The sequence below is a fragment of the Kribbella monticola genome (assembly GCF_003261635.1).
GTDB lineage: Bacteria > Actinomycetota > Actinomycetes > Propionibacteriales > Kribbellaceae > Kribbella > Kribbella monticola.
On the sequence record NZ_QFXK01000004.1, the window covers coordinates 1 to 21,241 of the forward strand.

The following is a 21,241-nucleotide window of genomic DNA, read 5'->3' on the forward strand; positions in this document are numbered from 1 at the left end:
GCGGTCGGGTCGCCGCCGTCGATCCAGCCCTTGCCGGACTTGGTGGCGTAGCCGAGCCCGAAGACCTTGTCGACGAACGCCCACAAGAACGTGAGCCCGTAAACGATCCGCAGTACCGCGAACGCCCGCCCGGCAGCAACCCGGGTAGCAGTGGTCGGTACAGACTCCGTGACAGCTGCGGGGATGGGCCGCCGGTGCGGTGTGGTGGTCATGATCTGTTCCTTTCGGGTTTGTTGTGACAGTTCGATCGTGGCGGTCGCGGGCGCCGGGGCGGCAGAGCACGTGGTCATGGTGGAAGGTGCCGAAGGACCCCACTGCTCGGGACCCATGCCTGCTGTGATGCCGGCCGCACGCGTCCAGGCTGGAAGTGCGGCAGCGGTTGCCGCCCGAGCAGTTCGTGGAGGCCCCTCATGTCCGAAGACCAGCTGTCGATGGAGCAGATCGACGTACTGCTCAGCGCCGCCGTCGCCGCACCCAGCATGCACAACACCCAGCCATGGCGGTTCGAAGTCGACGGCAACGTGATCGACGTCTACCTCGACGGCTCCCGCGCCCTGCCCGCCGAAGACCCCACCGGCCGCGCGATGCGCATCGCCGCCGGCGCCGCGACCTACAACCTGCGCTGCGCGGCCGCGTCGATGGGCTACAACAGCTGGTTCGGCCTGGTGCCGGATCCGGCTGAACCCGACCTGGTCGCCCGGATCGTCGTCGAGCCGACGGACACCCCCGACCGCAACCTCCAGAACCTCTACACCCAGATTCCCCGCCGGCACACCAGCAGGGAGCCGGTCCGACCGGTGCAACTGTCCACGGACACGCGGATTGCGCTGACCTCGGCGGCGATGGACGAAGGCGCCGAACTCACCTGGCTGCCGCCCGACAAGGTCCGCGCGGTCCTCGACCTGCTGGTCGACACCGATCTGCGCGAGATCGGCGACTGGCACCGCCGCGAGGAGCGATCCCACTGGATCGGCGGCGAACGCAACGCGCACATGGTCATCAGGTTCGGTCACAGCACCACCCACGGCAGCACGCCGCGGCGGGCCGTTGCCACCTTCGTCCACGCCGGTTCCGAGGAGTAATGATGAACGACGTCAGAAGTCTGCAGGCCGAGATCGCTCGCTGGGAGACAGATCTGGCCGTGCTCGAGGAAGAGTGCACGGCGGAGGGCTGGTCCGAGCCGGAGAAGTTGCTTTTCACTCTGCACCGGACGGTCGGCACCTACCGACGCCGCGTCCTGCCCCGGATCGTGGCTGACGGCGCGCTGATGCTGCCTGCCATGCCGGACAGTGAGGCACCGGCCGCACTGGCGGCCTACCACGCGATCATCACCGACGAACTCGTCCAGCTCGTCGACCGGATGGAAGAACTGCGACTCGAACTGATCAGATTCGGCCAGACCGCCCAACTCCAGCTCCAAGCGGTCGAGGTCCTGGCCGCTGTCCGCGCCCTGGGCACTGTCGTACTGCGGTTCGGTCAGGACGTCGAGATCCCCAGCCTGTCGGCGCGACTGAGCCCCGAACAGTCCGAGCAGCTCACCACTGCGGTCCACGCCTACGAGAAGGACCTGCGATGACTTCCGGCGTACTGACCTTCCTCGGCGCTGCCGGGACGGTCACGGGCAGCAAGTTCCTCTACGAGGAGGACGGGCAGCGCTATCTGGCCGACTGCGGAGTGTTCCAGGGCGAGCCTGTTTGGCGCCGGCGTAACTGGGACGACTTTTCCGTGGACCCGGCGAGCCTGCGGGCCGTCGTACTGACACATGCCCACCTCGACCACTGTGGCTACCTGCCTGCCCTTGTGCGGCAGGGGTTCAGCGGTCCGGTGATCTGCTCGGAGTCCACGGCGGAAGTCGCGGCGATCGTACTGCGCGATGCCGCCCACCTGCAGGAGGAAGACGCCGAGCAGGCCCGGGCCGGAAACTACTCGCGTCACGATCCGCCGCTGCCACTGTTCGACACAGCCGACGCCGAGCGCGCGATAGCGCTCTTCCAGCCGGTCGGTGATACCCAGACAAACCTTCCCGGCGGTACGGCGGTCACACTGCATCGAGCCGGTCACATCCTCGGTTCGACCTTCGCCGTCCTCGAGCGCCACGGCCATCGCCTGCTGGTCAGTGGAGACCTCGGCAGGCAATCACACCCACTGCTCCGGCCCCCGGCCCCTCCCCCGGCCGTCGACGCGATCGTGATCGAGTCGACGTACGGCAACCGCAAACACACTCCGATGGATCGCGAGCGGCTGGGCAGACTGATCACGGCGACAGCCCACCGCGGCGGCGCCACGTTGATCCCGGCCTTCGCGGTCGACCGTACGGCGATCGTCCTGCACACCTTGGCCGGGCTGGCCCGCGACGGCCTGATTCCGCACCTGCCCGTGTACGTCGACAGCCCGATGGCGCTGTCCGCCCTGAACGCCTACCGGACCGCTATCGAGGAGAAGGCACCCGAACTGCGGGACGACCTGATCGGTCCGAACGACCCGTTCGATCCTGGTGATCTCCGGCTGGTCCACAGCGCCGAGGAATCGCAGCGGCTGAACAACCCCGGCCATCCCTGCATCATCGTGTCCGCCTCCGGTATGGCGACCGGTGGCCGCGTTCTGCACCACTTGCGCTACCAGTTGCCCGATCGGCGCAACACGGTGCTGCTGACAGGCTTCCAGGTCCCAGGCACTCGTGGCCGCAGCCTGCTGGAGGGCGCCACCTCCGTGAAGATCCACGGCCGGTACGTACCGGTCCGCGCCCAGGTCGCCGATTTCCCGGAGTTCTCCGCGCACGCGGACTCCGACGAGCTGATCGCGTGGCTGGCCGCGGCTGCGGAACCACCGCAGACCGTCTATGTCGTCCACGGCGAGCCGGACGCCCGGCAGGCCCTGGTCGATCGCATCAGCAAGGAGCTCGGCTGGCTCGCAGTCGCGCCACAGCACCTGGAAAGGGTCAGATTATGGTGATCCAGCACGACAACCCGCTGCTCAGTCACGACGAGGTCGGCATCCTCCTCAGCGCGGCCGGCGCAGCTCCGTCTATGCACAACACCCAGCCTTGGCGCTTCGAGGTGACCGGTTCGGTGATCGACGTCCTGCTTGACGAGGACCGCACCTTGCCCGCCGAGGATCCGTCCGGGCGGATGACCAGGATCGGCCTCGGTGCGGCTGCTTTCAACCTGCGGGTGGCTGCCGCGACGCTGGGTTACGAGACCACCCTGGCGATCGATCCGGACCCGGACCGCCCCGACATCGCGGTCCGCATCTTTCTCGGTGCCCGGCATCCGTCGCGCAACTCACCCATCGGTGCTCTGTACAGCCAACTGCACCGCCGCCGGACCTATCGCGGCCCGCTGGTGACCACCCAGATCCCCGCCACGGTGCTCGACCAGATCACCGCCGCGGCACGCTGCGAGGGTGGCGAGCTCCGCTGGCTCGACGCAGCGGCCCGGTACAAGTTGGGTAGCACCTTGCAGGCGGCCGACGACCTCGAGCTGCACAACGAGGACCGGTTGACAGAACGCAGCCGCTGGATCGGCGGCGATCGCGCCCACGAGGGCGTCCCGTCCGCCGCACTCGGCCCACTGCCCACCCAGCCCGCCGCGGTTCGTGATCTGTCCGCCGGGTACGACGATCCCGCCCGCGACTCGTCGGCGTTCGAGACGGACCCGCTGATCGCGATCCTCACCACTGGCGCCGACGACCAGGTCGGCTGGACGCGGGCAGGCATGGCACTGCAGCATTCGTTGCTGACAGCAACCTCTTACGACGTGGCGGTCTCGTTCCTCAATCAGGCCATCGAGTACGCCGTCCTGCGGTCCCAGGTCCACGAGCTGGTCGGTCATGGCGCCTGGCCGCAACTGATCCTCCGAGCCGGCTACCCGGCCGGGTCCGCCGCCGAGACCCCCAGGCGTTCCTGGCACGACACGCTGGACATCTGGCAGTAGCAGAAAGTGGAAAGGCCCGGTCCGTCGGCGGACCGGGCCTTCTGTCCACCGGACAGCTCAGGGGTCGCGGCGGGTCCAGTCGGTGGCTACCTGCTCCCACTCGGCCGCCCAGTTCGCCAGTCGTCGCCGGTCCAGCTGACGACGTGCCACGAGCAGGAACAACCACAGGGCAAGCCAGGAGCAGCCGACGATCCCGAACCCGGCCGCCGTGCCGATCGCGGCGCTGTCGCCGGCCGGCCGTGGCGGCTTGGCGACGGCGCCGGATCCGTCGATCCACACGGTCGTCTCGGTGCCGGCCTTCGTGCCCAGTACGACGTCTGTCCGGCCGCGGTGGTCAAGGCCGGTCTCGTCCTGCCAGACCACGGTGACCGGCCAGGTGACCAGGCCGATCTCCTGCCCCGTCAGAGCTGGGGCCTCTTCGACCGTCCGGGCCTGGACCTCGTGCAGCAGCAGGCGCTGCTCGGCGGCTCCGGTCTGGCTCGCATCGCGGACCGACGTACCGGATGCGGCTCCAACGGGAACGACCAGCAGACCGGTCAGCAGGACGATCCAAGTGAGCACGGCCTCGAACCGGTCGGACGGGCGGCGCAGCGGATTGCGGCCGAGACCCAGTCGCCGGGTCTGCATCGCGACCCATGTCTCAGCAGGTCGCGGTCGGTCGGTGCTCATCGCGTCCCCTCGGGGCTTGTGGAGGGGACCCGCCGGCTTCCCGGATCCGGGGGCCGTCCTGATGACGGCGGATCTCGTGGCCTCGGCCACCGCTGTGTGTCCCCGGTCCGGCGAGCCGGTCGGCTCCCCTGTTCCTTCAGCATCGCCGCATCGCCTGGTCGGCGGCAGGGACCAAGGTCCCGAGCTGGAGGGACGGTGGACCGGCCCGGTCGAAGGTGACCTTGGGCCCTGGGAAAGGTCCGCGGAGCAGGCCCAGAGTGTTCTTATGACACCTCTTCCGACCGTTGGTCAGGCAGTCATCGACGCCGCGAGGTACGACGCTGTCGTGTTCGATCTGGACGGCGTGGTGACCGACACCGCGTCGGTGCACTCTCGAGCCTGGCGAAGGCTGTTCGACGAGTTCCTCACAGGCCGCGCCGCGACTGCTGGTGAGGACCACACGGCCTTCACCGACGAGGACTACCTGCGCTACGTCGACGGACGGTCCCGCTACGACGGCGTACGGACGTTCCTGGCCGCCCGCGGCATCGAGGTGGACGAGACCACGGTGCGCGACCTCGGCGACCGTAAGGACCACTACTTCCTTGCCAGCCTCGAACAAGACGGTGCCCAGGCCTTCCCCGGAACGCTGGCGTTGATCGCACAGTTGGCCGGAGCAGGCCTGTCGTACGCCGTCATCTCGGCCAGCCGGAATTGTGCCGACGTGCTCGCCGCCGCCGGGCTGCCCGACGTCTTCGACGTCCGCGTTGACGGGGTGGCAGCCCGCGAGCTGGGGCTCGCCGGCAAACCCGATCCGGCCGTCTTCCTGGTGGCTGCTCACCGGCTCGGCGTGATGCCGTCCCGGACCGTCGTCGTCGAGGACGCCCTGGCCGGTGTGGAGGCCGGCCGGGCCGGTGGTTTCGGCCTGGTGATCGGTGTGGATCGCGACGACCATGCCGCCGAGTTGTCCGCGCACGGAGCCGATCTGGTCGTCGCCGACCTGTCCGAGGTCAGCGTCGTCCCCGAGTACGAGCCGGCCCGATGAACGAGTGGATGCTGCGCTTCGACACCTACGACCCGTCCGACGAGCGTCGCCGCGAGGCACTCTGCACCGTCGGCAACGGGTACTTCGCGACTCGCGGCGCGTGGGCCGGCTCGTCCTCCGGCGGCCGGCACTACCCGGGGACGTATGTCGCCGGCCTCTACAACCGGCTGACGGACGAGATCGAGGGCCGCACGGTCGAGAACGAGAGCCTGGTCAACCTGCCCGACTGGTTGCCGCTGTGCTTCGCGATCGGCGACGGCGACTGGATCGGCCCCGACGACGCCGAGCTGCTGGAACACCAGCAGGAACTCGATCTCCGCCGCGGCATCCTGACCCGCCGGTTCCGCCTTCAAGTTGCCGATGGCAACATCATCTCGGGCACCGAACGCCGCTTCGTCAGCATGGCCGAGACCCACCTGGCCGCCCAGACCCTGGTCATCACGGCCGAGAACTTCTCCGGCGTACTGCGTTTGCGGTCCGGTGTCGACGGCAGCGTGACCAACAGCGGCGTGGATCGCTACCAGAAACTGTCCGGTCAGCACCTCGTCGACCTCGAGCCGAGTCTGCCCGACGACGCCACCGCGCTCGTCGTCGCCCGGACCAGCCAGTCGCAGCTGCGATTGGCGGTGGCGACCCGGACGACGGTGCGCCACAACGGCCTCCCGACCGACGAGCCGAGTTCTGTCGTCGACTCCAGTTCCGCTTACCAGGACTATGTGATCGCGGTTCGGCCCGGCGACGTGGTCCGCGCCGACAAGGCCGCCACCGTCTACACGTCGCGCGACCTCGCCATCTCCGAGCCGGTACTGGCCGCCCTTTCGGCACTGCCCGACCGGCCGGTGTTCGACGAACTGGCGGAACCGCACGCGCTGGCGTGGTCGCAGCTGTGGCAGCAGTTCGCTGTCGAGCTCGAGGAACCCGCCGACGGCACGCCCGCCGCGGTACGGCTGAATCTGTTCCATCTGCTGCAGTCGGTCTCACCGCACAGCTCGGACGCCGATGCCGGGGTACCGGCACGCGGTCTGCACGGCGAGGCGTACCGCGGTCACATCTTCTGGGACGAGTTGTTCGTCTTTCCTGTTCTGACGTTGCGGATGCCGGCCCTCACCCGCACCCTCCTGCACTACCGGCACCGGCGCCTTCCGGCCGCCCGCCGGGCCGCCGCCGAGATCGGCTGCCGCGGCGCGATGTACCCGTGGCAGTCCGGCAGCGACGGCCGCGAGGAAAGTCAGCGCCTGCATCTGAATCCGTTGTCCGGCCGATGGAATCCCGATGCCACCTACCGGCAACGGCACGTCGGTCTGGCCGTGGCCTACACGATGTGGCAATACGTCGAGGCGACCGGCGACGAGGAGTTCCTGGCGGATCATGCCGCCGAGGTGATCGTGGAGGTGGCCAGATTCTTCGCGGACCTGGCCCGGTACGACGAAACCCGCGACCGGTACGTGATCGAGGGCGTGGTCGGTCCGGACGAGTTCCACACCGGCTACCCCGGCCGTCCTGACGCAGGCATCGACAACAACGCCTATACGAACGTGATGGCCGTCTGGCTGTTCCACCGCGCCACTGAAGCACTCAACCGGCTGCCGCACTGGCGACGGGTGGAACTCACCGACAAGATCGGCCTGCGCCCACAGGAGGTGAGCCACTGGGAGGAGTTGACCAGACGGATGTACGTGCCGTTCCACGACGGCGTGATCAGTCAGTTCGAGGGGTACGCCGACCTGGCCGAGCTCGACTGGGACCAGTACCGCCGGCAGTACGGCGACATCCGCCGGCTGGACCGGATCCTGGAGGCCGAGGGGCACCAGGTCTCGGCGTACCAGGTGTCCAAGCAGGCGGACGTCCTGATGCTGCTCTACCTGCTTCCGCGGCACGAGCTGGACAGCCTGCTGGAGCGGCTGGGCTACCCGATCAACACCCAGCTGATCCGTCGCACCGTCCGCTACTACCTCGCTCGCACCTGCCATGGCTCGTCGTTGAGTGCGGTCGTGCACGCGTGGGGGCTGGCGTCGCTCGACCCGGACCAGGCTTTGATGTTCCTGTCGCAGGCGCTGCGTTCCGATTCGGGTGATCCCGCTCAGACCGGCACCACTGCCGAAGGCATCCACCTGGCCGCCATGGCGGGCAGCGTCGACGTGGTCCAGCGGTGTTTCACCGGGCTCACCATGTCCGGCGACGTGCTGCGCTTCGAGCCGCAGTGGCCGACCGGGCTCGGCCGGATGCGGATGACCCTTCGGTACCGCGGTCACCGGCTGACCGTCGAGACCGGGGCGGACGGCCTCCGGGTCGCGGCCGACCAGGGCACCGCGCAGCCGATCAAGGTCCGCTGCCACGGTACGACGCAGTCGCTCGCCGCGGGCGAGACCGTGCAATGGCCTGGGGCCTGAGGGCCCGGCAGGACAGGACCAAGAGCCCTGCCCCACAGGCCCCCGGACGGCGAGAGTCGGAGTAGAGACCAACTCCGAGGAGGAACCATGTCGTCACAGACCGCCCCGGTCGTCGTGGGATACGACGGCTCGCAGGCGAGCAGCGCAGCCATCACCTGGGCCACGACCGAAGCCATGCGCGAGCACACGCCCCTGCGGATCGTCGAGGTGTTCGAACTGGTCGTCGTGGATCGGCCGTCGCCCGGCAAGGTGGTACCGCTGGCCGCACTGCGGGCAGTCCGCGAACGGGGACTCGAGGCGCTGGCCGAATCCGTACGGCTGCGTCACCCTGATCTGCACGTGGAGACCTTGCTGCTCGAAGGCTCGCCGTCGCCGGCGTTGATCGAGGAGACGGCGCAGGCCCGCATGCTCGTCCTCGGCAGCCGCGGCCTCGGCGGCTTCACCGGCATGATCCTCGGCTCGGTCGCAGTACAGGTCAGTGCGCACGCGCACTGCCCGGTCGTCGTCGTTCCGCCCGACACCCTGCCCACCCTGCACAACCGGCGTCGTGTGGTCGTCGGTGTGGACGGCTCCAAGCTGTCGGCCAAGGCCATCGACTTCGCTTTCGAGCAGGCCGAGGCGATCGGCGCCCGCGTGGTCGCCGTACACGCCTGGAACAGTCCCTTCTCGACCTACGAGAACGGGCGCGGCGAGCTGTTGTTCGACAACGAGCAGGTCCGCAAGGCGTCGGAGGTCCTCGTGGCCGAGGCACTGTCCGGACCGCGCGCCGACCACCCCGACATCGAGGTGGACATCGACCTCATCCCGGGCCAGCCGGCTCGCGCCCTGCTGCACGCCGGCGAGGCGGCAGACCTGATGGTCGTCGGATCACGGGGCCGTGGAGGTTTCACCGGACTGCTACTCGGGTCGACCAGCCAGCAGGTCCTGCACCACGCCCGCTGCCCGGTCGCCGTCGTCCGCTGACCGACGCACCGTACGGGTCCGTACTCACTGGGGGCGACTCACCCCATCCGTGCAGCAGCCAGCGCAGGTTTGTCGTGCTCGATCGCCTGGTTGAGCACGAGGTGGCGAGCCCGGCAGCCGTTGCCTCTAGCAACAGTCGTTCCATCGCCTGGCCGGCTCGCCGCCATTCCGCCGGTCCGTCCTGCCTGGTGGCCAGGATGGTCAGTTGGCGGGAGCGCTCGAAGGCCGCCGACGGCCGGGCGGCGTCCATCGGAGTGGCTGCCCTGTCCCGCACCGGCGCCACCGGTCGGTCAGGGCGGGGCCCCAGCGCGCTGGTGGGTTCGACCAGCGCGCTGGTGGGTTCGACCGGTGGGTTCGAGCATCGGCTCAGCCCTTGAGATCCTTGGACTCGTCGCTGAACAGCGCCACCTTCAACGCGCCGGTCTCGCCGGCCCGCGAGAACACGTCGTACGCATCCTGCATCTCGTCCAGGCCGAACCGGTGCGTGATCAGACCCGGCATCGACAACCGGCCCGCGGCCAGCATCGACAACAACCGCGGCGTGGTCCAGGTGTCGACCAGACCCGTGGTGATCGTCACGTCCTTGATCCACAGCTCTTCCAGATGCAGCGTCGCCGGAGCACCGTGAACACCGACGTTCGCGACCCGGCCGCCCGGCCGGATCACCTGCGTGCACAACTCGAACGTCGCCGGTACACCGACCGCCTCGATCGCGACGTCTGCACCGAGACCACCGGTCAGCTCCCTGATCGCCTCGACCACGTCGTCCTCCGGCCCGAACGCCAGGTCGGCGCCGTGATCCAACGCGGCCTTCTGGCGCGCCGGCGCGGAATCGATCACGATCACCCTCGACGGGCTGTACAGCTTGCTGGTGGTCACGGCCGCCAGTCCGATCGGCCCGGCCCCGACGATGACGACGGTGTCACCAGGAGTGACCTGCCCGGCCAACGTGCCGACCTCGTACGACGTGGGCAGGATGTCGGCCAGCAGCAGCGCCGACTCGTTACTGACGTTGTCCGGCAGCTTGTACACCGACCGGTCCGCGAACGGAACCCGGACCATCTCGGCCTGCGTGCCGTCGATCAGATGGCCCAGGATCCAGCCGCCACCACCCAGACACTGCCCGTACCGGCCCTTACGGCAGTACTCACAACGCCCGCAAGAACTGATGCACGAGATCAGCACCCGATCCCCCACCACGACACCGCGAACACCGTCACCGACAGACAAGATCGTCCCGACCGCCTCGTGCCCCAGAATCCGGCCACGCTCGACGGTCGGAACGTCACCCTTCAAGATGTGCAGATCGGTGCCACAAATCGTGACGGCATCCACCCGTACGATCGCATCCTCAGGGTCCTGGATCACCGGGTCCGGCACCTCGTGCCAACTGCGTTGCCCAGGTCCGTTGTAAACAAGAGCCTTCATGGTCGGTCGACCTCCACGGTCCGAGGATTTGTCTGTCGACCCGACCCTCCCGCGCCCGCGAGCGCGCGGGCAGGGTCCAAACACACCATTCGGACGGGACCTTCGTCGCCTCCGGACAGGTCGTTGCCCTCTGTGCCGCCGGCTCGTCCAGCGGCTGAACTGGCATCAAGTAGTGCCGAGGGAGAGGTGGCCCCCATGTCCGCTCAAGCAAGCCCCGCAGTCGTCGTCGGTCTCGACGGCTCCGCCGACGGGCTCCTAGCTCTCAACTGGGCGGTCGAACTTGCCGCCCGTCGTGGCTGGACCGTCCGCGCCCTGCACATCGTGGACGAGGACCGGCCGGCCCAGCCGTTGACCGCCGCGCCCGCTCGCGACGACGGGACCGACGTACTGGACGACGCCGCCGACGAACTGGAGCGGCTCGGCTTCGCCGACGCCGTCCTCGAGCTCGGCTACGGGCACCCGGCCCAGGCACTGCTGAAAGCCGCCGACGGCGCCGCGGCCCTGGTGATCGGTCGCCGGGGCGCCGGCGGCTTCGCCGAGCTCGTCCTCGGCTCCACCTCCCAGGTCTGCGCGGCGCTGGCCCGTACGACGCTCGTCGTCGTACCGGACACCTGGCAGCCGGCGCTCCCCGCAAGTGGTCAGATCGTCGTCGGCGTGGACGGCTCGAACTCCTGCCAGGCCGCACTCGGGTTCGCCTTCGAGTTCGCGGCCGAACGGGGAGCAGAGCTGACCCTCGTCCACGCGCCGGACGTGCCCGAGGCCTTCCCCGAGCCGGAGCTCTGGCTCGATCCCGAGGATGCTCCCTGGCACCGCGACGCCCGCGCGCTGGTCGCCGAGGCACTCGCCGGCTGGCCGGCGAAGTACCCGGACGTCGTCTTCCGGACCAGGTATCCGGCCGGCCACCCGGTGCAGGTGCTCGCCAAGGAGTCCCAGTACGCCGACCTGGTCGTCGTGGGCGGACGCGGCCGCACCGAGTTCACCGAACTCCGCCTCGGCTCGGTGTCCCGTGGCCTGTTGCACCACGCTCAGTGCCCGGTAGCCATCGTGCACAGCGAGGTGACCGGGTGACCGTCTCGAGCACCTTGCCGTCCGGCCTCTCCGACCAGGACGCGCTTCAAGCTCTGCGGGAGCACGGGCCGAACGCGATCGCCGAGGTACCTCCGCCCAGCCTCCGCAGCCGGGTACTGGCGCAGCTGCGGGACCCGATGATCCTGCTGCTGCTCGGGGCGTCCGTCCTGACGGCCACCCTGCACGACTTCACCGATCTCACCGTGATCATGGTCGTGGTGGTCCTGAACACCACTGTCGGGGTGATCCAGGAGTTGCGGGCCGAACGTGCGCTCGCGGCTCTGCGCCGGCTGGCCGCACCGCAGGCGCGGGTCGTCCGCTCGGGACGGACCCGGCTGATCGCGGCGGCCGAGCTGGTGCCGGGCGACCTGGTCCTGGTCGAGGCCGGTGACATCGTGCCGGCCGACCTCGAACTGACGGAGGCCTTCCGGCTCCAGGCCGACGAGGCAGCATTGACCGGCGAGTCGGTTCCGGTGGAGAAGGACTGGCCCGGCGAGTTGTCGGCCGGAACCGTGATCACTCGCGGCCGTGGCAAGGCCTGCGTCACCAGGACGGGCGCGGACAGCGCGTTGGGCCAGATCGCAACCCTGCTGTCCGGCCAGCGCCCGCGACCGACCCCTCTGCAGCGGCGCCTCGGCTCGTTGAGCAGGGTTCTCAGCATCACGGCCGTGGTTCTTTCTGTGGTCGTTGCCGTTGCCGGGCTGATCCGTGGACTGCCCCTGCCCGACATGCTGGTGACGGCGGTCAGCCTGACCGTCGCGGCCGTCCCCGAATCGTTGCCCGCAGTGGTGACCTTGGCCCTCGCCATCGGGGCGCACCGGATGGCCCGCCGGTCGGCCGTGGTCCGGCAACTGCCGGCCGTCGAGACCCTCGGTGCGGTCACGGTCGTCGCCGCGGACAAGACGGGCACGCTCACCGAGGGAGTCATGCTGGCCGAGCGGATCTGGACCGAGTCCGGCGAATATGTTGCCTCAGGCAATGGCTATGCGCCGGAGGGGATCCTGGCCGGCGGGACTGCCGAAGGTCGCGCGGACCTGCACCGGCTGCTCCGCGACGTCGTGCTCTGCAACGACGCCGACCTGCTCCCACCTGACGCCGACCACGCCGGCTGGCGACCACTCGGAGATCCGACCGAGGCGGCCCTGATCACCTTGGCCTACCGGGCGGAACTGTCTCCCGACGACTTGCGGGCCGCCTGTCCGCGGACCGCAGAGGCTCCCTTCGACAGCCTGCGCAAACGGATGACCACTCTTCACCGGATGCCGGGCACCGAGGAGGTCCTCGTTGTCTGCAAGGGTGCGCCGGAGTTGCTCCTGGATGAAAGCATCACGCCGTACGGCGCCGTCGCCCGTGCCCGCGAGGCGGCTTCGCTGCTGGCTCACCAGGGCTACCGGGTGCTGGCCGTGGCAGATCGCACTCTGCCTGGTGGCGGCAACACAGCTCACACGGAAGCCGGGTTGCGGTTGGCCGGGCTGGTGGCGATCACCGATCCCGTCCGGCACAACGCCTCCGAGGTCGCTACCTCGTTCGCCGACGCGGGCGTCGAACTGTTGCTGATCACCGGCGACGCACCGGGAACCGCCAGAGCGGTCGCAGACCGGATCGGACTGGACAGCGACGAGGTGATCACGGGCGCGGACATCGACGCGGGGCGTGATCCGGCCGACGGTTCCCGGGTGCGGGTCTTCGCGCGGATCAGGCCGGAACAGAAGCTGGACATCGTCCGGGCCTGGCAGGCCGGCGGCCATGTGGTCGCGATGACCGGCGACGGCGTCAACGACGGGCCGGCTCTGCGCCGCGCGGACATCGGCGTGGCGATGGGACGGGACGGAACCGAGGTGGCCCGGCAGGCGGCCGACCTGATCCTCACCGACGACGACCTGGCCACTGTCGTGGCCGCCATCGAGGAAGGCCGGCGGATCTACTCCAACGTCCGGACCTTCCTCCGGTACGCCCTCAGCGGCGGACTCGCCGAGGTCCTGGTGATGCTGCTCGGGCCGTTCGCCGGGCTGACGCTACCGTTGCTTCCGGCCCAGATTCTCTGGATCAACATGCTCACGCACGGCCTGCCCGGCGTCGCGCTCGGCGCCGAACCCGCTGATCCGCAAGCGATGCGGCGCGGTCCCCGCCCGACAACCGAGCACGTCCTGGGTGCGGGCCTGTGGCAACGAATCGGCTGGACCGGCTCGCTGATCGCGGCCGTCACCCTGGCGGCGAGCCTGCTGGTCAGACACTCGGGCGGACCCTGGCAGACGGCGACGTACCTGACCCTGGGCCTTTCCCAGCTCGGGGTCGCCGCGGCGCTGCGCCGCCCGCGAGGTGCCGGTGGGCGAGCGCTGCGGTTCCTCGACGTAGCCATCGCCGGAGCGGTCGTGGCCCAGGTCCTGCCGCTGGTGTTCAGCCCGTTGCGCGACCTGCTGGGCCTGGAGGCAGTGACCGTCGGCCAGCTCGCGCTGGCGATTGCGTTCGGCTGCATCCCGGGAGCAGTGGTGGCGCTGCTTCGCCTTCGTCATCGCAAGTCCTGATCACACCGGCAAGAGCCGACAGCCACCGGCCGGACCTGCTTCGGTGCCGTCGCGTCCTCACGTTCGGATGGTCATCTGCTGGGCTCCTGTTTGGCGATGCTCCAGTTCACCTCGCGGAGGGCCCGCGCAAGCAGGGCCGGAGGGACTCCATCACTGCGGACCTTGGGCCCTGTCCGCGGTAAGGGCTGCCTTCGTACGGTCGAAGTATCGAGCGGTAGCCGAACGAAGGAGCCAGTCATGGACACCGCGATCAGGACCCGGGAGCTGTCGAAGCAGTTCCGGTCGCACGCAGCGCTGCGACGGCTCAACCTGGAGGTTCCGCGCGGTTCTGTCTTCGGGTACCTGGGTCCCAATGGCGCCGGCAAGACCACGACGATCCGGATCTTGGCCGGCCTGATCAGCCCGACCACGGGCGGTGCCGAGGTGCTCGGCTTCGACGTGGTCGATCGCTGCGAGGAGGTTCAGCGACGGATTGGCTACCTGCCCGGCGAGTTCGCCGCCTACCCCGACCTGTCCGGCGCCCAGTACCTGCGGTACATGGCCTATCTGCGGGGTGGCGTCGACTGGTCCGAGGTGGAGCGGCTGGCCAAGCGGTTCGACCTCGACCTGGCCAAGCGGTTCAAGACCTTGTCCCATGGCAACAAGCAGAAGATCGGCATCATCCAGGCTTTCATGCACCGGCCCGACCTGCTCATCCTCGACGAGCCGACTTCCGGTCTCGACCCGCTGATGCAGCGCGAATTCCTGGCGCTGCTGCGGGAGACCAGGGACGACGGCAGGACCGTCTTCCTGTCCTCGCACATCCTGTCCGACGTGGAAGCGGTCGCCGACACCGTCGCCATCCTGCGCAGCGGTGAGCTCGTGGTGACGAAGTCGGTCGACGAACTCCGCGAGCGCGCGCTGCGGCGCCTGGAGCTCACCTTCGCCGGGCCCGCGCCGATCGAGGTGCTGCGCCAGGCGGACGGCGTACAGGAGATCACCGTCGACGGCGACACCGCTCACGTGGAGGTCGCCGGATCGACCGCGAGCCTGCTGCAGGCAGCCGCACCGCACCAGATCGTCAACGTCGTCAGCCACGAGGTCGACCTCGAAGCCATCTTCCTCGACTACTACACCGCAAGGAGCTGAGCCCCGTGTTCCGCAACGTGTACTGGAAGACTTTGTACGACCAGCGCCGCGGCCTGGGCGCGTGGTCGATCGCGATCTTCGTTCTGGTCGGCCTCGAGTCCGCGCTGTGGCCGTCGATCCGGAACATGCCGGACCTGAAGGACCTCTACGCCAAGATGCCCGAAGAGCTCGGGAAGCTCTTCGACCTGGACGCCATGTCGACCGGCCCCGGCTTCCTGAACGCCGAGCTGTTCACGCTCATGCTGCCTGTGCTGTTCCTCGTCTACGGCATCGGGCACGGCGCCCGCTCGCTGGCCGGCGAAGAAGAGGACGGCACCCTCGATCTGCTGCTGGTGATGCCGATCACCGGTGCGCGGATCGTTCTGCAGAAGGCACTGGCTCTGTTGACCTGTGTGGTCACCCTCGGCGTTACCCTGTTCGTCGCGACGACGACGATGAGTCTGATCTTCGACGTGGGGATCAGCGCCGGCCAAGCCGCCAGCGGATCCTTGGCGATGGTGCTGCTCGGCTCGGAGTACGGCGCCCTGGCGCTCGCCGCCGGTGCCGTCCTCGGCCGTCGTTCACTCGCCACCGGGATCGCCTCGGCCGCTGCGGCGGGCGCCTACGTCCTGTACGCCGCGGGCCTGATGATCGAGTCCGTCGAACCCTGGCGGCCGCTGTCGCCGTTCGACCAGGCCCTCACCGGCGGTCCACTCGGCGCGGGTCTCCCGGCCGCCTACCTGTGGCTGGTCGGCGGCGCCGTCCTCCTCACCCTGATCGCGATGCCCGCCCTGGACGGCCGCGACATCGCCGCCCACAACTGACCTCGGAGGGTCTTCATGACCACCATCAGTGACACCGTGCCCGCGCCGATCACGCCCGGGCCCGAAATGCAGGCACTTGCCCGGTTCCATCGAGACGTGAGCTGGGACGGCGTGATCCAGGCGGACGGGATGGGACCGGGCACACCGCGGATGACGGCGACCGGAACCGGCCTTCACCACGTCATCCAGGACGGCCGCTGGATCGTCGGCGACTACGAGCAGGACCAGTACCTCCTCGACGGGACCTTCGTCCTGCGCTGGCAGTTGCACTGGGTGGCGGGCTGGGACCCGACCGCGCAGGAGTACCGCGCCACGATCGCGGACTGCTACGGGCACACCGACGTACTGCGCGGCCGGATCGACGGCGACCTGCTGACCTTCCAGACCATGGACGAGCACGCGCCGGTCCGGATCCGGCTCTACTGGCACCTCGAAGCCGCCGACCGAATCATCTGGCGCAACGAACTGTCCCTGAACGGCGGCCCGTTCGAACTGGTCGAGCGCTACGTCTGCCGGCCCCGGGACCTGTCCGCGATGGCCGGGCTGCCCTAGAGTTGCGTTGTGTGACCCCAGCGGTGGAACGGCTTCGTTCCGCGGTGCGAAGATTGGTTCCCGCTCGAAATTCCGACCGGCCACGAGCGGCGGGTACCGTCGCGTTCCTGGTCCAGTCGGTGGTGATTCTGCTCCTTGTCCTACTGGTGATCAGCGCCGGCGGGAGCGCGATCAGCCGGTTCCGGGTCGCCGGGGCTCAACGCGACCTCGAGACCCGCCTGATCCCCGTGCAGACAGCCACCGATGAGCTGGCCAAGGCCTTCGTGGATCAGGAGACCGGCCAGCGTGGCTACCTGCTGACCGGCTCGGCCGACTTCCTCCAGCCGTACTACGCCGGGGTGACCGCCGCGAACGTCGCCCTGACTCAGATCCGCCGCATGCTGGCCGGCGAGGACCAGGCCCTGCGGGCCTTGACGGCGGTCGAAGAAGCAGGGCAGGACTGGCGGCTGAAGGCAGCCGAACCGGAGATCTCGGCACGGCGGGCCGGGGCCATCCCGGCGAGCCGGCTGGACGCCATCGCCGCCGACGGCAAGGCCAGGTTCGACCTGTTGCGTACCCGGCTGAACAAGCTGACCGCCGAGGTGACCGGTCTGGTCACCCGCCAACTGGACCGGATCGCCGCATCTCAGCTCGTCGCGAACGTCGTCAATGCCGCCGCGGTGCTGCTGGCCCTGATCGTCAGCCTGCTGTCGATCCCGCTCGCGCGCAGGCACATCACGCTGCCGCTCGAACTGCTCGTCCTCCAGGTCCAAGCGGTCGCCGACGGCTCACGGGACAGCCCGATCACCCCCGGCGGGCCGACCGAGTTCAACGAGCTCGCGCGGGCGGTGGAGAAGATGCGGGCAAGTCTGCTGGACAGCTCCGAGGAGTTGATGCGAGCCCAGCAGACGATCGCGGTGAACGACGAACGCGCCCGGATGGCCGTCGACCTCCAGGAGCAGACGATCCAGCAGGTCTTCGCGCTGGGCCTGATGCTCAGTTCGGCGGCCGCCCGCGACCCGCACCGGGCGCAGACCTTCCTGCCGTTCATCGAGGAGACCGACCGGATCATCCGCGAGGTCCGTTCGCTCATCTTCGACCTGGGCGGACCGCGCGCCGGAAACTCTCGCGAGCAGTTGGACCGTCCGATCCAGGACACCTGAGCCTGACGTCGATGCCTCGCCGGGGGCTCCGCGCCCTCGAGCAGCTGCTCGCTCCTGCACCCGGCTCAGAAACCGGAGGCGCCGAAGAGTGCGCCGATACCGAAGGTCACGGCCATCGCGAGTGCACCACCGCCCACGAGCCTGAGCACAGCGGGCACCCATCGAGTCCCACCCAGCCGTGCGCTCAGCCGACCGGTGCCGGCGAGCGCCACCAGGACTGCCGCGAAGGTGACCGGCACCCGTGCTCCCGCGGGCGGCAACAGGATGGCGATCAGCGGTAGGAGCGCGCCTACGGTGAAGGCCAGGGCGGAAGCGCCGGCCGCGTGCCAGGGGTTGGTGAGTTGCTCAGGGTCGATCCCGAGTTCGGCGTCGGCGTGGGCGGCGAAGGCATCTCGTTCGGTGAGCTCGATGGCGACCTGCTGGGCGGTCTCGGCGCTCAGTCCCTTCGCCCGGTAGAGGCCCGCCAGTTCGGCCAGCTCGGCCTCCGGCGATTCCAGCAACTCGGCGCGCTCCTTCTGCAGGAGGGCGCGTTCGGTGTCGCGTTGGCTGCTCACCGACACGTACTCCCCCAGCGCCATCGACACAGCACCAGCGGTCAGCCCCGCCACGCCGGCCGTCAGGATGGTCCCGGCCGAGGTCGTCGCACCCGCCACGCCGACCACCAGACCGGCGGTCGACACGATGCCGTCGTTGGCCCCGAGCACACCGGCCCGCAACCAGTTGAGTCGTCCCGCCACTCCACCTCGATGGGGTTCGCCGGGGTGGAGCGGCTGTTCCACGGACATGATTGTTTCTCCTCGTTTCGGTGTCAGTGGCCGGCGTTGCGCTGGTGGAGGCGCCAGAGTTCGTCGGCGCCCCAGACGATGAGGGGGAAGGTCGCGAGTACCGCGAGTTGTGGCGCGGGGGGAAGCGCCGTACCGAAGATCGACTGCAGGAACGGGACGGTCACGACGGCGGCGGCGAAGACGACCTCGAAGGCGATGCCCCAGAGCAGGAGGCGGTTGCTGAAGACACCGATCGAGCGGAGGGAGGCGAACTGCGTGCGGGAGGCGAACGCCGTACCGAGTTGGCAGGCGACGATGCCGAGGAAGGTCATCGTGGTGGCCTGGATCCACAGGTGGTGCAGCGGTGTGCCGGCACCGGTCGCGGCACCGGGGTGCCAGCCGCCGGAGAGCAGCGTCCAGAAGAAGACTCCGAGGACCAGTACTGCGGACAGTCCACCCAAGAGGCCCCAGGCGCGGCCGAGCATCTTCGTGTCGATCACGTTGTCGCCTCGTTTGCGGGGCGGACGATCCATCAGTCCCGGCTCGGCGGGTTCGCGGCCGAGCGCCAAAGCCGGCAGCGTCTCTGTGCCCAGGTCGATCGCGAGGATCTGCAGAACGGTCAACGGGAGCGGGACACGGCCGCCGGACAGCGCGAAGACCAGGAACGGGATCATCTCCGGCATCGCGTGCGCGAAGATGTAGACGATGAACTTCCGCACGTTGTCGTAGACCCGGCGGCCCGCCTCGACCGCGGTCACGATGCTGGCGAAGTTGTCATCGGTCAGCACCATCGTCGCGGCCTCGCGGGCCACATCGGTCCCGGCCAGTCCCATCGCGACGCCGATGTCGGCCCGCCGCAGCGCAGGTGCGTCGTTGACGCCGTCGCCGGTCATCGCGACGACATGGCCCTGCGCCCGGAGTGCATCCGCGATCCGCAGCTTCGCCTCCGGCGAGCTGCGGGCGAAGATGATTTCCTGGCCCTCCGCCAGCAGCGAATCCAGCGCTGCCTCACTCATCGCCTCGAGTTCCGTGCCGGTCACGACCTGCGCGCCGCGCCGGCCGATGCCGACCCGCCGCGCGATCTCCGCCGCCGTCAACCCGTTGTCGCCGGTCACCACCAGCAGCCGGATCCCGGCGGTGTGACACCGGGCGACCGCGTCCGCGACCTCCGGCCGGGGCGGGTCGAACATCGCCAGCAGACCGAGGAAGACGAGGTTGTGCTCGGCCTCGTCACGATGCTCCGGGACGCCCTCCGCGGGGACCAGATCCCGGCGGGCGACCGCAATCACCCGGAGCCCCTGGCCGGCGTACCGGCAGAAGACGTCGGTGAGCTCGGCCCGGTCCGCCCTGGTCAGCAGCCGGATGTTGCCATCGGCATCGACCAGGCGGGACGACTGGGCCAGCACTTCCTCCGGTGCGCCCTTGGTGTTGACCTCGAGGTCACCGTCCGCGGTCCGGTCGATGGTGGACATCCGGCGAAGGTTCGGATCGAAGTGGAACTGCCTGACCTGGTTGGCCGTACGACGAACAGCCGAGACGTCCGCCCCGAGTCCGGCCGCGGCCAGCAGGAGCGCGATCTCGGTCGGATCGCCGGTCGATTCGCCCGGCCGGGCCGGGTCCACGGTGGCGTTGCTGCAAGCCGCCAGTGCGACCGCAAGGGACTGGGCCGACCGGCCGCCAGGCTTTGCCTCGATGACGCCGGCCGGTGTCCAGATGTCCGTGACCTGCATGCGGTTCTGCGTCAGGGTGCCGGTCTTGTCCGTACAGATCACCGTGGTCGAACCGAGTGTCTCCACTGCGGACAACCGCTTCACCACAGCCCCGCCCCGCGCCAGGACCCGTACGCCGACCGCCAGGGCCAGCGTGATCGTCGGCAGCAGACCTTCGGGCACGTTGGCCACCAGCAGCCCGATCCCGAAGTTGACGGCATCGGCCAGCGGCAGTCCTGCCACGAAGACGCCGATCAACAGGAAAAGCACCCCTGCGCCGACCGCCACTCCCGCGATCAGCCAGGCCACCCGCTTGATCTGCCGCTCCAACGGGCTCTCATCCTGCTCGACTCGCTGCGACAGCGCCGCGATACGGCCGAGTTCGGTCCGCATCCCGGTCGCGAAGATCACCGCCGTGGCGTCTCCGCCGGTGCAATTGGTACCGCTGAACAGAAGATCAGGCGCATCCAGCAGCGAACCACCGACGCCGTCTTGATCAGCCGACCGGTAGGCCGGCAGCGATTCGCCGGTCAACGTCGAGAGATCGACCTCGACGCCACCTTCGAGCAACCGGGCATCAGCTGACACCCGGTCGCCTTCCGCGATCAGCAGGATGTCTCCCGGCACCAGCGTCCGCGCCTCCACAGACTGGCGGACACCGTCACGCAGTACCACGGCGTGGGCCGGCAGGTAGGCGGCGAGAGCCTCGACCGCTCGCTCCGCCTGCTGTTCCTGAACGAACGCCAACGCGGCATTCAGCACGATGACCGCAACGATGGCTATCGCGAGCACCGTCGTACCGGAAACAGCCGCCAGCCCCGCCGCGAGCCACAGCAGCAGGGCGAGCGGGTGGGTCAACTGCTTCAGCAACTGCTTCGGCCAGGTCCTGCCGGTACGGCGAGTGAGCTCGTTCGGCCCGTGTACTTCGAGCCGCCGGGCAGCCTCACGATCGGTGAGCCCCTCCGAGCGTGTTCGCAGGTCGCGGAGCAAGCGGTCCACCGGCTCCTGCGGATCGCTGGTGAGCGGTGGCATCTCGTCGACAGTCATACATCGAGCATCGCCACCGGCGGACCGCCGGACCTAGGGCCGAACGACTCGACCGCACGATCCATAGGACCCCGGCCGCCGACTTGTGGCCCCTACC

The 21,241-nt window shown here is 69.1% G+C and carries 18 protein-coding genes and 1 pseudogene; 14 read left to right on the plus strand and 5 right to left on the minus strand.

What is annotated here, in order from left to right; genetic code table 11:
- Positions 1-212 (minus strand): annotated as a pseudogene (locus tag DIZ26_RS37300) (hypothetical protein); the annotation flags it as partial.
- A gap of 102 nt (positions 213-314) precedes the next feature.
- Here DIZ26_RS37300 and DIZ26_RS02400 point away from each other — a divergent pair.
- Genes DIZ26_RS02400 through DIZ26_RS02415 form a run of 4 tightly spaced genes read left to right on the plus strand, consistent with a single transcriptional unit; the run spans position 315 to position 3,932 of the window.
- On the plus strand, positions 315-1,082 hold the full coding sequence (locus DIZ26_RS02400) for a nitroreductase family protein (RefSeq protein WP_269815367.1): 768 nt from the start codon (positions 315-317) through the stop codon (positions 1,080-1,082).
- 2 nt (positions 1,083-1,084) lie between these two features.
- A complete protein-coding gene (locus DIZ26_RS02405; RefSeq protein WP_112237233.1) occupies positions 1,085-1,576 on the plus strand; it encodes a hypothetical protein in 492 nt (163 codons plus the stop codon).
- On the plus strand, positions 1,573-2,952 hold the full coding sequence (locus DIZ26_RS02410; protein WP_112237235.1) for an MBL fold metallo-hydrolase RNA specificity domain-containing protein: 1,380 nt from the start codon (positions 1,573-1,575) through the stop codon (positions 2,950-2,952). Before DIZ26_RS02405 ends, DIZ26_RS02410 begins: the two co-directional genes overlap by 4 nt.
- Positions 2,946-3,932: an Acg family FMN-binding oxidoreductase gene (locus DIZ26_RS02415; protein WP_112237237.1), complete on the plus strand. Its 987-nt coding sequence runs from the start codon at positions 2,946-2,948 to the stop codon at positions 3,930-3,932. Before DIZ26_RS02410 ends, DIZ26_RS02415 begins: the two co-directional genes overlap by 7 nt.
- Positions 3,933-3,989: 57 nt before the next feature.
- Here the strand turns inward: DIZ26_RS02415 and DIZ26_RS02420 are convergent, their stop codons facing one another.
- Positions 3,990-4,601, minus strand: a complete 612-nt coding sequence (locus DIZ26_RS02420; RefSeq protein WP_157979548.1) for an Rv1733c family protein — start codon at positions 4,599-4,601, stop codon at positions 3,990-3,992.
- Between the two features lie 265 nt (positions 4,602-4,866).
- On the opposite strand from DIZ26_RS02420, the gene DIZ26_RS37730 reads away from it, so the two are divergent.
- The 4 genes from DIZ26_RS37730 (at position 4,867) to DIZ26_RS37305 (ending at position 9,355) form a co-directional block, all read left to right on the plus strand.
- On the plus strand, positions 4,867-5,625 hold the full coding sequence (locus tag DIZ26_RS37730; RefSeq protein ID WP_198675849.1) for an HAD family hydrolase: 759 nt from the start codon (positions 4,867-4,869) through the stop codon (positions 5,623-5,625).
- On the plus strand, positions 5,622-8,015 hold the full coding sequence (locus tag DIZ26_RS02425; RefSeq protein WP_198675850.1) for a glycoside hydrolase family 65 protein: 2,394 nt from the start codon (positions 5,622-5,624) through the stop codon (positions 8,013-8,015). The genes DIZ26_RS37730 and DIZ26_RS02425 overlap by 4 nt, the downstream gene beginning before the upstream one ends.
- An 87-nt stretch (positions 8,016-8,102) precedes the next feature.
- Positions 8,103-8,978 (plus strand): universal stress protein, encoded by an 876-nt coding sequence (locus tag DIZ26_RS02430; protein WP_112237241.1) that lies wholly within the window; start codon positions 8,103-8,105, stop codon positions 8,976-8,978.
- A gap of 74 nt (positions 8,979-9,052) precedes the next feature.
- Complete coding sequence (locus tag DIZ26_RS37305) at positions 9,053-9,355, plus strand: hypothetical protein (protein WP_157979549.1); 303 nt, start codon at positions 9,053-9,055, stop codon at positions 9,353-9,355.
- Here DIZ26_RS37305 and DIZ26_RS02440 read toward each other — a convergent pair.
- Entirely contained in the window at positions 9,345-10,406 is a 1,062-nt protein-coding gene (locus DIZ26_RS02440; protein ID WP_112237245.1) for an alcohol dehydrogenase catalytic domain-containing protein, read from the minus strand. The genes DIZ26_RS37305 and DIZ26_RS02440 overlap by 11 nt on opposite strands.
- A gap of 195 nt (positions 10,407-10,601) precedes the next feature.
- Between DIZ26_RS02440 and DIZ26_RS02445 the strand changes: the two genes are divergently transcribed.
- The 6 genes from DIZ26_RS02445 to DIZ26_RS02470 all read left to right on the plus strand — a co-directional run bounded on the left by DIZ26_RS02445 (position 10,602) and on the right by DIZ26_RS02470 (position 17,624).
- The gene (locus DIZ26_RS02445) at positions 10,602-11,474 is read left to right on the plus strand and encodes a universal stress protein (RefSeq protein ID WP_112237246.1); all 873 of its coding nucleotides are present in this window, start codon (positions 10,602-10,604) and stop codon (positions 11,472-11,474) included.
- Positions 11,471-13,999, plus strand: a complete 2,529-nt coding sequence (locus tag DIZ26_RS02450) for a cation-translocating P-type ATPase (protein ID WP_112237248.1) — start codon at positions 11,471-11,473, stop codon at positions 13,997-13,999. Before DIZ26_RS02445 ends, DIZ26_RS02450 begins: the two co-directional genes overlap by 4 nt.
- Positions 14,000-14,236: 237 nt before the next feature.
- Entirely contained in the window at positions 14,237-15,127 is an 891-nt protein-coding gene (locus tag DIZ26_RS02455) for an ABC transporter ATP-binding protein (RefSeq protein ID WP_112237250.1), read from the plus strand.
- Between the two features lie 5 nt (positions 15,128-15,132).
- Positions 15,133-15,930, plus strand: coding sequence for an ABC transporter permease (locus DIZ26_RS02460; RefSeq protein ID WP_112237252.1), 798 nt, complete (start codon positions 15,133-15,135; stop codon positions 15,928-15,930).
- A 15-nt stretch (positions 15,931-15,945) separates the two neighbouring features.
- Positions 15,946-16,482, plus strand: a complete 537-nt coding sequence (locus tag DIZ26_RS02465) for a DUF1579 family protein (protein WP_112237254.1) — start codon at positions 15,946-15,948, stop codon at positions 16,480-16,482.
- Between the two features lie 119 nt (positions 16,483-16,601).
- On the plus strand, positions 16,602-17,624 hold the full coding sequence (locus DIZ26_RS02470) for a CHASE3 domain-containing protein (RefSeq protein WP_157979550.1): 1,023 nt from the start codon (positions 16,602-16,604) through the stop codon (positions 17,622-17,624).
- Between the two features lie 65 nt (positions 17,625-17,689).
- On the opposite strand, the gene DIZ26_RS02475 is transcribed toward DIZ26_RS02470, so the two are convergent.
- Together DIZ26_RS02475 and DIZ26_RS02480 are read right to left on the minus strand one after the other, a co-directional pair.
- Positions 17,690-18,409: a VIT1/CCC1 transporter family protein gene (locus DIZ26_RS02475; RefSeq protein WP_112237258.1), complete on the minus strand. Its 720-nt coding sequence runs from the start codon at positions 18,407-18,409 to the stop codon at positions 17,690-17,692.
- 23 nt (positions 18,410-18,432) lie between these two features.
- A complete protein-coding gene (locus DIZ26_RS02480; protein ID WP_112237260.1) occupies positions 18,433-21,144 on the minus strand; it encodes a cation-translocating P-type ATPase in 2,712 nt (903 codons plus the stop codon).
- Positions 21,145-21,241 lie beyond the last annotated feature (97 nt).